This is a genomic window from Pseudomonas sp. B15(2017) (genome assembly GCF_002113215.1).
GTDB lineage: Bacteria > Pseudomonadota > Gammaproteobacteria > Pseudomonadales > Pseudomonadaceae > Aquipseudomonas.
On the sequence record NZ_NEJZ01000002.1, the window covers coordinates 364,124 to 375,980 of the forward strand.

Annotated in this window: 11 protein-coding genes; 7 read left to right on the top strand and 4 right to left on the bottom strand. The window is 60.7% G+C overall.

Features of this window, described 5'->3' with window-relative positions; translation table 11 throughout:
• From CAF73_RS04410 to CAF73_RS04420, 3 genes are read left to right on the top strand one after another with little or no spacing between them, the layout of a single operon-like run.
• Positions 1-1,311 (top strand): DUF1329 domain-containing protein, encoded by a 1,311-nt coding sequence (locus CAF73_RS04410; protein ID WP_085702051.1) that lies wholly within the window; start codon positions 1-3, stop codon positions 1,309-1,311.
• The gene (locus tag CAF73_RS04415; RefSeq protein ID WP_085702052.1) at positions 1,311-1,694 is read left to right on the top strand and encodes a YidH family protein; all 384 of its coding nucleotides are present in this window, start codon (positions 1,311-1,313) and stop codon (positions 1,692-1,694) included. The genes CAF73_RS04410 and CAF73_RS04415 overlap by 1 nt, the downstream gene beginning before the upstream one ends.
• Positions 1,687-1,980 carry a DUF202 domain-containing protein gene (locus CAF73_RS04420; protein ID WP_085696112.1) on the top strand — a complete coding sequence of 98 codons (294 nt, stop codon included), beginning with the start codon at positions 1,687-1,689 and terminating at the stop codon, positions 1,978-1,980. Before CAF73_RS04415 ends, CAF73_RS04420 begins: the two co-directional genes overlap by 8 nt.
• Positions 1,981-1,997: 17 nt before the next feature.
• Here the strand turns inward: CAF73_RS04420 and CAF73_RS04425 are convergent, their stop codons facing one another.
• Together CAF73_RS04425 and CAF73_RS04430 are read right to left on the bottom strand one after the other, a co-directional pair.
• Complete coding sequence (locus CAF73_RS04425) at positions 1,998-3,959, bottom strand: alkyl/aryl-sulfatase (RefSeq protein ID WP_085702053.1); 1,962 nt, start codon at positions 3,957-3,959, stop codon at positions 1,998-2,000.
• A 102-nt stretch (positions 3,960-4,061) separates the two neighbouring features.
• Positions 4,062-4,979, bottom strand: coding sequence for a LysR family transcriptional regulator (locus CAF73_RS04430; protein WP_085702054.1), 918 nt, complete (start codon positions 4,977-4,979; stop codon positions 4,062-4,064).
• A gap of 69 nt (positions 4,980-5,048) precedes the next feature.
• On the opposite strand from CAF73_RS04430, the gene CAF73_RS04435 reads away from it, so the two are divergent.
• Genes CAF73_RS04435 through CAF73_RS04445 form a run of 3 tightly spaced genes read left to right on the top strand, consistent with a single transcriptional unit; the run spans position 5,049 to position 9,260 of the window.
• Complete coding sequence (locus tag CAF73_RS04435; protein WP_371918955.1) at positions 5,049-6,293, top strand: 3-hydroxyacyl-CoA dehydrogenase NAD-binding domain-containing protein; 1,245 nt, start codon at positions 5,049-5,051, stop codon at positions 6,291-6,293.
• Positions 6,290-8,059 carry an acyl-CoA dehydrogenase C-terminal domain-containing protein gene (locus CAF73_RS04440; protein WP_085702056.1) on the top strand — a complete coding sequence of 590 codons (1,770 nt, stop codon included), beginning with the start codon at positions 6,290-6,292 and terminating at the stop codon, positions 8,057-8,059. Before CAF73_RS04435 ends, CAF73_RS04440 begins: the two co-directional genes overlap by 4 nt.
• Positions 8,060-8,096: 37 nt before the next feature.
• Complete coding sequence (locus CAF73_RS04445) at positions 8,097-9,260, top strand: iron-containing alcohol dehydrogenase (protein WP_085696117.1); 1,164 nt, start codon at positions 8,097-8,099, stop codon at positions 9,258-9,260.
• Positions 9,261-9,383: 123 nt separating this feature from the next.
• Here the strand turns inward: CAF73_RS04445 and CAF73_RS04450 are convergent, their stop codons facing one another.
• Both CAF73_RS04450 and fnr read right to left on the bottom strand, forming a co-directional pair.
• On the bottom strand, positions 9,384-10,367 hold the full coding sequence (locus tag CAF73_RS04450; protein ID WP_085702057.1) for a zinc-dependent alcohol dehydrogenase family protein: 984 nt from the start codon (positions 10,365-10,367) through the stop codon (positions 9,384-9,386).
• 24 nt (positions 10,368-10,391) lie between these two features.
• On the bottom strand, positions 10,392-11,138 hold the full coding sequence (gene fnr / locus CAF73_RS04455; protein WP_085696119.1) for a fumarate/nitrate reduction transcriptional regulator Fnr: 747 nt from the start codon (positions 11,136-11,138) through the stop codon (positions 10,392-10,394).
• Positions 11,139-11,568: 430 nt separating this feature from the next.
• On the opposite strand from fnr, the gene CAF73_RS04460 reads away from it, so the two are divergent.
• On the top strand, positions 11,569-11,802 hold the full coding sequence (locus tag CAF73_RS04460) for an Lpp/OprI family alanine-zipper lipoprotein (protein WP_085702058.1): 234 nt from the start codon (positions 11,569-11,571) through the stop codon (positions 11,800-11,802).
• Positions 11,803-11,857: the final 55 nt, after the last annotated feature.

The following is an 11,857-nucleotide window of genomic DNA, read 5'->3' on the forward strand; positions in this document are numbered from 1 at the left end:
ATGATGCTATTCGGTTTGCTCTGGATCACCGGTGCGATGGCGGCGGACGGCCTTGGCGAACACCTGACCCCGGCGGGAGCGGAACGTGCCGCCAGCGCCGATGGCAGAATTCCAGCCTGGCAGGGCGGACTCGACACCGCGCAGTTTAGGTTGGCCAGCAATGGTACGCCGCTTGACCCATACGCCGATGAACAACCGCTTTATGAGATCACCGCCGCGAATGCGCAGCAGTATCAGGATCAGTTGACACCAGGCCAGATCGCCATGCTCAAGCGGTTTCCCGAAACAATGCGATTGCCGGTCTACCCGACCCATCGCAGTGCCGGCGTACCTTCAGCGGTGGCCCTGTCGGCAGCACGCAATGCTGCCAATGCAACGCTGGTGGATGGTGGCAATGGCTTGAAGGGTTTTTCCGGGGCGATTGCCTTTCCCATTCCTGCCAACGGCCTGCAGGTGATCTGGAACCATCTGACACGCCCACGCAACGCCAGTTACAGCCTGATGTCCGACAGCGTGACGCCGCTGAAGAACGGTCGCTTCGTGCGCATGAGCTCGCGTCAGGACGTCGCTCTCCCGCAACCCGTCTCAGATGATGCGACAGATAATATCCTGTACTACTTCACCTACCGGATGACCGCGCCGTCACGTGTAGCCGGCGATGCCATCGTCGTGCACGAGACGCTCGATCAAGTCGCCCAACCACGCCTTTCTTGGGTCTACAGTGCCGGCCAGCGACGGGTGCGCCGCGCCCCGGGAGTCGACTATGACACCACCGGCCCCGGCACGGCAGGCCTGCGTACCGCAGACAGCCGCGACATGTTCAATGGCGCACCCGACCGGTACGAGTGGAAATTGCTCGGCAAAAAACTGCTGCATGTGCCCTACAACAGCTACCGGCTGGCGTCACCGGACCTGCGCTACAGCGAGCTGATCCAGCGTGGTCATCTCGACCCGGGGCCGACGCGCTACGAACTGCACCGTGTCTGGGAAGTGGTCGCTACCCTGAAGCCCGGCGCCAGGCACATCTACACCCAACGCCATTTCTACGTTGATGAAGACACCTGGGCGATTCTGGAGGCGGACGTCTACGATCAGCACGGCGAGCTGTGGCGCACCACTGCGGCACACAGTTTTTATCACCCGGTCGGGCAGGTGGCAGTGAACGCGCTGGAGGTCACTTATGACCTCAAGAGCTCGCGCTATCACGTCTCCGGATTGATCAACGAACAACAGCGCCCGTTTGTGTTCAACCTCGCCACCAGCCTCTCGTACTTTTCGCCCGGCGCATTGCGCAGCTTCGGAGTGCGTTGATGAGCGAGCGATCAACCCGTTGCTGGACCGAGCGGTTGCTGGGCGAGGGCGAGCCGCCGGACCCACGCTTTACATTAGCCAACGAGCGAACCTTTCTTGCCTGGATGCGCACTTCCCTGGCATTGCTCGGAGGGGGCATCGCAGTCGAAGCCCTGGCGGTGAACGCCTTCGCGCCGCCATTGCGCATGGGCATGGCGCTGAGCCTGATGCTCGTAAGCCTGTTGATCAGTTCGGGGGCTTGCTTGCGCTGGCTGCGCGTGGAGCGAGCATTGCGACAGCGCCGGGCGCTGCCACTGCCGACGTTGGTGCCCTTGTTGACCCTCGCTTGCGTCTTTGCGGCATTGATGCTCGCGGTAGTGTTGTGGCCGCGTTGGCATGGTTGATCCAGGCTTGCAGGCCGAACGTACTGAGCTGGCGTGGCGACGCACGACCGTCTCGCTGCTGGTCGTAGCGGTGCTGGCGTTCCGGGCGGGCGATTGGCTGCAGTCCGCCGTCGCAATGGTGCCGGTGCTGGTCATGATGTGTCGGCCCGGACGGCGATATCGGCAGGGCCTGGCGATGCTGGAGGCGGAGCGTGCAATGCCGGCGCCGGGTTCGATATTGAGCCTCGGCGCTGGCGTATGTGTCATGGCAGTCATTGGCGTGGCGGGATTGTTGAGCGGTGATTGACACACCGCTCGGCCTATTCAAGGGGTGACGATGTTGAATCGCGCATCCGCTTCGTCGAGACCGCCCATGAACTGCAAAAACTTCAAACGTTCGCCTTGAATGGAAATGTCGCCCAGGGTGGCTTCCTTGAGAAAACCGGTCTGCTTGAGGGCAATGCGGTCGAGCGTTGACTTGGCCATGCTGACCTCGACATCGGCGTGCTCGTGGCGGGTTCGGTCACGGTGGGTCAATACACCGTTGCGCAGGGTCAGGGCGTAATCCTCGTTCAGGTCGGTAAAGCGCCAGTTGATGGTCAGGTCGCGATCAGCGGCCTTGAACGCATCAATGCGCACCGCCAGGTAATCAAAAAACAGGGTGGGTGTGAGGGCTCGCACCATGTCATCGGCGTTGCCACCGGCACCGCTTGCGGCAGCTACGCCATCGCGCAATTCCTGTGCGCCGCTGAGGTAGGCATTGCGCCACGTGGCGTTTTCGCTTTGATAACCCAATTGTTCCAGCGCGTCGGCCTGCAGTTGTCGCGCCTGAACGTTGTCCGGTTCGGCAAACACCAAGTGGTTGACCAACTGCGCCACCCAGCGATAGTCGCCTGCGTCGAACGCGGTATGCGCTTGCTTGAGTACCTGATCGGCACCGCCCATGGCCGCCACGTAACGCTTGCCGGCATCGCGTGGCGTCAGCGGGTCGAGATTGGCGGGATTACCGTCATAGAACCCCATGTAACGCTGGTAGACCGCGCGTACGTTGTGGCTCAACGAGCCGTAGTAGTCACGGCTATACCACTTGCTCGCCAATTGCGGCGGCAGACTTGTCAGGGTCGCCGCGATTTCCATTGGCGTCAGGCCCTGGTTGATCAGGCGCAGCGTCTGGCTGTCGATGAAAGCGTACATGTCACGTTGATCGGCGAGGTAGTCGCGTATTTGCTGGCCACCCCAGGTCGGCCAGTGATGCTGGGCGAAAACGACCTGCGCCTGATCACCGTATTGGCGTAATGACTGATCGAGATAATGTGCCCAGATTTTCGGGTCACGTACCAACGCGCCACGCAAGGTCAGCACGTTGTGCTGAACGTGCGTGGCGTTTTCGGCCATGCACAATGCCTTGAATCCTGGAAAATAGATGTTCATTTCTGCTGGGGCTTCGGTGCCGGGGGTGAGCTGGAACTCGGCCTCAATGCCGTCCAGTATCAGCCGTTCCAGCGGCTGGGTGATTTCCCGTGTGGGGGCGATGAGGCTGATGGTGGCATTGGCCGGAATTCCTTTGCCCAGGCCCGCATCCACCTGACCGCGCTCACTGCGCGGCAACGCGGCGCCGTACATGTATTGGGCGCGACGCTTCATCGCCGGCCCGGCCAATACGTTTTCACCGATGGCGTGCTCGAAAAACCCCTGCGGTGCAATGACCTGAACCTTGCCCGCCTTGACGTCGGCCTCATCGATCACCCCGCGCACGCCGCCAAAATGATCGACGTGCGGATGGGTGTAAATCACTGTGTTGACCGGTTTGCGCGGTCGGTGTTTGAAATACAGCGCCATGCCAGCTTTTGCCGTCTCGACCGACAGCAGCGGATCCATCACGATCAGCCCGCTGTCGCCCTCGACAATAGTCATGTTCGCCAGGTCCAGGCCGCGGATCTGATAAATGCCTTCGGTGACCTTGAAGAGCCCCGCGATGCTGTTGAGTCGGGCGATCCGCCACAGACTCGGATTGACCGTGCCAGGCGCGTCAGCGTTGTTGAGAAACGCGTATTGACCTGGGTCCCAGACACTGTTGCCCGCGCCATTGCTGACCACTGCGTCATAACGCTCGATCAGGCCACGGTTCGCGGCCTCGAAATCATTACGGTCGGCAAATGGCAGACGTTGCAGCCATTGCGCGTTGCTGTCGAGGGTGATGGCCGTTGCATCCTTGGCTGGCGTAGCTGCCAGGCCGGACAACGGTGCAAGCACGGCCAGTGCCAGCAATGAGGGTCGCAAACGCATGGGGTGTTCCTTGTTATTGTTGAGGGCCAATCACTCTAAGTAGCCTGCCAAAGCGCAGCCAATACCAGAGCGGCATGGTGGCCATCTCATTTTTCGATGCTTTCAAGACTGCGCGATGGCGAGGATCTGCTCCGACAGCCAGGTCAGCGCCGGGTCATGTTGGCGATGGCTCAGATACACCAGATCCAGTTCGAACGGATCCAGCGCAAACGGCAGATCATGCAAGTCCAGTGGCAGCAATTCGGCGAACTGCTGGGCGAGCTGAGTGGGCAGGACAACGCAGAGGTCGGTGGCTGCTACAAGGTGCGCGGCCTGCAAGTAATTGGGTGTGGTGTACACGATCTGTCGTTGCAGATTCTGCTCGGCCAGCCATTGATCGACCATTCCGCGGGTTTGCCCGCCGTGCACCCAGAGGTGGCGCAACCGCAAGAAGGTTTGAAGATCCAGAGAGTGGTTGACCTGCGGATGATTGCGGCGCACGGCAACCCGCAACGTTTCCCGGCGCCAAAGTTGCCGGGTGAACCTCGCCGGCAGCTCGTTGAAGCGCCCGAGCACCATGTCCAGATCGCCGCGGTCCAGCGCATCGGCCGGCAGATTGGGTGCCAGGTGCACAACGTCGATGCGCAGGTGCGGCGCCGCTGTCTGCAGATGCGCCAGCAAGGGTGGCATGCACAGCTGTTCGACAAAATCGGTCAACGCAATGCGCAACTGGCGGTGGCTGAGCAGCGGCTGGAAGGCATCGCCGATAGCCAGCGTCTGCTCAATTTGCCCGAGTGCCGCGCGAATTGGCCCTTCGAGGGCGAGTGCGCGAGGCGTCGGGCACATGCGACGACCGACGCGCACCAGCAGCGGATCGTCAAGCAAGTCACGCAACCGCGCCAGTGCATTGCTGACCGTAGGCTGCGTCAATGCCAGCCGCTCAGCTGCGCGCGAGACATTTTGCTCGCGCAACAGCATGTCAAGGACGCGCAATAGATTCAGATCAAAGTTCGACATATTCATGGGAAAAATATATTCCATGGTTAATCTAAATTTCAAAAATATCTGATGCGTGCTTAGGGTGGCGGCTGTTCTTTTCGTCTCTGGAGCATGCGTGTGAGTACCTCTTTGGATATCAGACAGGTTGCTGTCATTGGTGCCGGCACCATGGGCCGCGGCATCGTCATCAGCCTGGCCAGCGCCGGACTGCCAGTGCTTTGGCTGGACAGCAATACACCGACTCTCGACGCAGGGTTGAGTGCGATCGAGCAGATCTGGTCGCAGCAGGTCGTCAAGCAGCGCATCAGCCAGCCTGAGGCTGAAGCCAACCGCCAGCGTGTCCAGGCCGTTCACGATTATGCGGCGCTGGCCGAGGTCGATCTGGTGATCGAAGCGGTGTACGAGAGCCTTGAGCTCAAACAGGAAATCTTTCGCGCACTCGACCGCCAACTCAAGCCGCAGGCCATTCTGGCCAGTAATACGTCAGCGCTGGACATCGACGCCATTGCCGCCGTCACGGCTCGCCCGCAGCAAGTATTGGGACTGCATTTCTTCAGCCCGGCGCACGTCATGAAGCTGCTGGAAGTCATCCGTGGTGCACGCACCGACAGCGCGGTGCTCGATGCTGCGTGCAGGCTGGGCGAGCGGATCGGCAAGGTTGTGGTCGTCGCAGGGAACTGTCCCGGCTTCATCGGTAATCGCATGCTCGCCAGCTACGTGGCCGAAGCGCGCAAGCTGTTGCTCGAGGGCGCATTACCCCATCAGGTCGATGCGGTATTGCAGCAATTCGGTTTCGCCATGGGCCCGTTCCGCATGTATGACGTGGTCGGTATCGATCTGGAGTGGCGCGCGCGGCAACTGGCTGGCGAGGGCATGGAGGCACCTTTGGTACAGGTTGATAACGCGCTGTGCGACCTTGGCCGCTTCGGTCAGAAAACCGGCCATGGCTACTACAGCTACCCGGAGGACAGCCGTCACGCCGAACACGATCCTCAGGTCGACGCGCTGGTGCTCGAAATCTCTCATGGGCTGGGTTATCGCCGCCGCGAGATCTCCAAACAGGAAATCCTCGAGCGCTGCCTGCTGGCCTTGATCAATGAGGGCGCGAAAATCCTCGAAGAAAAGATCGCTGCCAACAGCCATGACATCGATCAAGTCTGGCTCAACGGTTACGGGTTTCCCAAGGACACAGGTGGCCCGATGCGCTGGGCTGACGCACAAGGTTTACCCCTGATTGCCGCACGGCTCGAACATTTGCAAAGCCTGTTCGGTGAGTGCTGGCGACCGGCAGCGCTGATCCGCCAATTGATTGCTGACGGCAGGCACTTCTTCAATGTCCAGGAGGGTGAGGTATGACTTACCAGGCGCCACTGCGTGAAATGCGCTTTGTTTTGCACGAACTGTTCAACGTCACTGAACATTGTCAGCAAATGCGCACTGAGCTCGACCGCGACACGATTGATGGCATCCTCGAGGAGGCGGCGCGTTTTGCCGGCGAAGTCATCGCTCCGCTCAATCGCAACAGTGACGAGCAGGGCTGTCAGATGCATGGCCGTGAAGTCAGCACGCCACGAGGGTTTCGCCAGGCGTATCGACAATACGTTGCTAACGGTTGGGCCAGCATGACCGGGCCGCTGGCGTTCGGGGGGCAGGGCGTGCCGCAGATGGTTTCGGCATGTTTTCACGAAATGCTGATGTCGGCTTCCCTGGCCTTTCGCATTTACTCAGGTCTGACTGAAAGCGCGGTGCTGGCCGTTCATCGACACGGCAGCCCGGCGCTCAAACAAACGTATCTGGCGAAAATGGTCAGCGGTGAATGGACCGGAACCATGTGCCTCACCGAACCTCAGGCCGGCACCGATCTGGCCCTGTTGCGCACCCGTGCTCAGCCCGAAGGTGATGGCAGTTACCGGGTCACGGGTACCAAGATTTTCATCAGCGGTGGCGAGCAGGATCTGACCGATAACATCATCCACCTGGTACTCGCCCGTCTGCCGAGCGCGCCGCCGGGGGTGAGGGGGATCAGCCTGTTTCTTGTGCCGAAAATTCTGCCCGATGGCCAGCGCAACAGTCTTGGTTGCGGTGCGCTGGAACACAAGATGGGCATCAAGGGCACCTCGACGTGCGTGATGAATTTCGACGGTGCGCAAGGCTGGCTGGTTGGTGAGGCGAATCAGGGATTGGCCTGCATGTTCACCATGATGAATGACGCGCGTTTCCAGGTGGGCCTGCAAGGCCTGGGTATTGCCGAAGCGGCGTTTCAGGGTGGCCTGAGCTACGCCCGTGAGCGTTTACAGTCCCGCTCCCTGGCCGGTGCGATCGCGCCTGATCAGGCCGCCGATCCGATCATTGTTCATCCCGACGTGCGCCGCATGCTGTTGACGCAAAAAGCGCTGACTGAAGGTTGCCGGATGCTCGCTGCCTATACCGCGCGGCAGCTGGACCAGGAAGGGGGAATGGGCGAGGAACATAACGCGGCGAAGCGCCGTGCAGCGCTGCTGATTCCGATTGTCAAAGCGTTCTTTACCGACGTGGGGCAGGAAGTCGCCAGCCTTGGCGTGCAGCTCTATGGCGGACACGGCTATATCCGCGAGTGGGGCATGGAGCAGTTAATGCGCGATAGCCGCATCACTCAACTCTACGAAGGCACCAACGGTATCCAGGCGCTGGATCTGATACGCCGCAAACTGCTGGCCGACGGCGGTGCCGAACTCGATGCGTTGATCGATGAATTGGCAACAGGGCTTGATACCGCCCAATCCCATGAAACGCTGCAGGAAATGGCCCGGGTAGTCAGCCTGCGGTTGACCGAATGGCGCGCACTCGGCACCTCGGTCATCGAAGCCTGTCAGCGCGATCCGCAGGAAATCGGCGCGGTGTCGGTGGATTTTCTTGCCTACTCGGCATACGTCCTGCTGGCCGCTCTTTGGCTGCAGGCTGCTGCCTGCGCGCAGCAGGCCTTGTCGCAAGGAAGTCCTGATCGCGAGTTTTATCAAACCAAATTGCACACTGCTGACTTCTATTGGCGACGTCTGCTGCCCCGCGCCGGCGCTCATCGCGAAGCGTTACTGGGCGGAGCGAATTGCCTGATGGCAATTGCGGCCGGCGATTTCAACGCCTGATCAGGCCTGTCACTCACAAAAACAAGGAATCGTGTCGATGCAGTCCTTCAGCTTTGCCACCGCCGCGCAGATTCTCTGCGAAGCCGGCGCGGTGCAACGACTCGCCAACCTGTGTCGGGAGCGCGGTGCCCGGCGCGTTTTGATCGTCACTGATCCGGGAATTGCCCGACTCGGTTTACTTGACGACCTGCTGCCAGGGTTCAGTACTGCGAAAGTCGCTGTGGCGATTTTCAGTGATGTATCCGCCGACCCCCATGAAAACTGCGTACTGGCGGCGGTCGAGCGCGCCCGGCATATCGGTGCCGACCTGATTGTCGGTTTCGGTGGCGGCAGCTCGATGGACGTCGCCAAACTGGTCGCGTTGCTCGCCCATCCCGACAATGCCCAGACACTTAACCAGTTGTACGGCGTCGATCAGGCCAAGGGCAGGCGCCTGTCGTTGATTCAGGTGCCGACCACGGCGGGCACCGGTTCGGAAGTCACGCCGATCGCCATCGTCACCACCGGCGAAACCAGCAAAATGGGCATCGTTTCGTCATTGCTGCTGCCGGATCTCGCCATCCTCGACGCCGTCTGCACCCTGGGGCTGCCACCACAGGTCACGGCCGCTACGGGTATCGATGCGATGGTCCACGCCATCGAGGCTTACACCAGCAAAATCAAACGCAACCCGCTGTCCAGCCTGCTCGCTCGCGAGGCGTTGCGACTGCTGGCGACGAACCTTGATCAAGCGGTACATAACGGCGGTCATCTCGCTGCACGTCAGGCCATGCTGCTCGGTGCCTGCCTTGCCGGGCAGGCGTTTGCCAACGCACCGGTTGCCGCAGTGCATGCCCTGGCTTATCCGCTGGGCGGGCACTTCCATATTCCCCACGGCTTGTCCAATGCGTTAGTGCTGCCGCACGTTCTGCGTTTCAACCTGCCCATGGCCCAAGCGGATTACGCCGAACTTGCCGCGCCATTGCTTGGGGACCGGTTGCAGGCAGGTGATCGCAGCAGCCTCGCCGAGCAGATGATTACGGAACTGGAGCAACTGTCGCAGCGCTGCGGCCTGCCGGCTCGCCTGCGTGATATCAACGTCCCCGGGAATTGCCTCGAACAATTGGCCAGTGACGCGATGCTGCAGCAACGACTGTTGGTGAACAATCCGCGCGAAGTCAGCCATGACGATGCTTTGGCCATTTACAGGGCGGCTTGGTGATGAGCGATCCGCGGTCTGGTGCCAGCTACCGCAACTTCACCCAGATCACTATTCAACCAGATCACTACGCGTTGGCATGACAACGATGCCTGTGGTCACGTCAACAATGTGGTCGATCAAGCATCAGGGAGTGAGCACGATGGCGCCGTTGAACCGACCACTGCGCAAACAGGCCAAGGCCTGATTGGCCTCATCCAGCGCAAACCGGGTGACGTCGCAGTGCACTGACGTGTGTTGCAGCTCGGCGAAAAACGCAGTGCCGTCCTCACGGGTCAGGTTTGCAACCGAGCGCAGGATGCGTTCGCCCCAGAGCAGACGATAGGGGAAAGCGGGGATGTCGCTCATGTGAATTCCGGCGCAGATCACGCAACCGCCCTTGACTGTTGCCGACAGCGCCAGAGGCACCAGCGCGCCGACCGGAGCGAAAATCAGGCCGGCATCCAGCGGATGAGGCGGCAGTTGATCCGAAGGGCCGGCCCATACGGCCCCCAGCTTGCGGGCATAGGCCTGGCTTTCGTGATCCTCGGGCCGGGTGAAGGCGTACACCTGTTGGTGGCGGCCCCGGGCGATCTGGATCGCCAGGTGGGCTGCCGCGCCAAACCCGTAGAGACCGAGGTGGCGGGCGTCACGGGCCATTTGCAACGCACGAAAGCCGATCAGTCCGGCACACAGCAGGGGCGCGGCCTGCAGATCGCTCAGGGCATCGGGAATCGGGAAGCAGAATCGCGGATCGGCAACGGTGTACTCGGCGTAGCCTCCGTCGAGTTGGCAGCCGGTGAACTGCGCCTGATCGCAGAGGTTTTCTCGGCCCGATCGGCAGAACGAGCATTCGCCACAGGTCCAGCCCAGCCAGGGAACACCGACCCGTCGTCCGATCCACTCAGAGGCGACGTCGCTACCCACTGCGGTGACTTCACCGACGATTTCATGCCCCGGCACCCGAGGCAGCACGGCTTGCGGCAGTTCGCCGTCCAACAGGTGCAAATCGGTACGGCACACACCGCAGGCCAGGACTTTGATCAACAGTTGCCGTTCGCCGGGAACGGGAACCGGACGTTCTTCCCGTTGCAGCGGCTGTCCGGGCGAGTGCAGAACCATGGCGCGCACAGGCAGGCTCCAGATTGGACGAGATCAATGCCCGACAGGGCGATGGCAACCGGCGATCATCTGCTTGAGCCCTTCCAGGTCGAGGACTTTTACGTCACGCCCGGAGATCTCCACCAGATCCTTGTCGCGCAAGTGCGCGATGCCCCGGCAAATGGTTTCCAGGCGCAAACCCAGGTACGAGCCGATTTCCTCGCGGCGCATTTTCAGTACGAAGTTTTTCGCCGAGTAACCGCGCTGGTTCAGGCGTTGCGAGAGGTTCAGAAGGAAGGCTGCCAGGCGTTCGTCGGAGTTCATCGTACCGAGCAACATGAGCATGTCGTGGTCGCGCACGATTTCCCGGCTCAGCAGCTTGGTCAGGTTGTGTTGCAGCGAGGGCAGTTGCTGCGCGAGTTTTTCCAGATGGGAAAAATGGATCGGGCAGACTTCGCTGTCTTCCAGTGCAAAGGCGTTGCAGGTATGGGAGTCAGTGCTGATGGCGTCCAGGCCGAGCATTTCTCCCGGCATTTGAAAACCGGTGACCTGCTCACGCCCGTCGAGGGACAGCAAATTGGTCTTGAATGACCCCAGGCGGACGGCATACAGGGATCGCAACGGATCACCTTCACGGTAAAGGGCCGCGCCTTTCCTGACTTTGAAGCGCTGGGCGATGAGTGCATCCAGCCGCTCTACCTCCGGCCCGGACAGGCCGATCGGCAAACACAGCTCCAGCACACTGCAGTTGGAGCAGGCCGACTTGAGGCGACGAAATTGCAACGCTTTGGTGTCGGACATGAATGTGATCCCCATCACACGGGCGTTTAATTATAGTTGCCCGTCTGTCAGGGGCACTCAAACCGGCGTCGGCAAAGAAAAAAAACGACCAATGGAATATGTCACTCATCATCTACTTTCGCTTCAGGGCGAGTCGTCAATTGAACCTGTGCGCTGAGGGTGACGCTTGATTTAAATCAAGTTACGGCGGGGGCCGCCCTCCAGAATCGATCATTTGATCGGGACCTTCGACCTTGACGCGAATAGCCTTGGCCAAGTCTTTTTTCTACGCCTGGCCGACAAAATTTCGTTGAGGAATATCAACAATGGCGCTTCGGGCCGCAGCGGCCGCAAGCGAGCGATTTGTTGACAAAGATCAGAGCCGGCGGCGGCCAACGCCAGATACTCAAGCCAACACGGCCTTCAGCATTGATCCATTGAGGAGAAAACCATGAACAGGCGCTTGGTCACCGTCGTGCTCGGTTTGCTGGTGGCGGCGACTGGCGGTTGCGGTCATCGCCAGACCGAAGAATTCGACGCTCGGCTGGAGTCCGCCGAGGACAACGCCGCAACCGCCAGGCTTCGGGCCGATGAGGCGTTGCTCAAGGCAGAGCAGGCGCAGCGAGCGGCTGAAGAGGCGTACGAGCGCGCAAGACGCATGGCCGAAAAAGCGGTGCGCAAGTAATCGAGATCGGTCACGAGTCGGAACAGGGACGTCAGGCTGGCAGGATCAGCCAAGC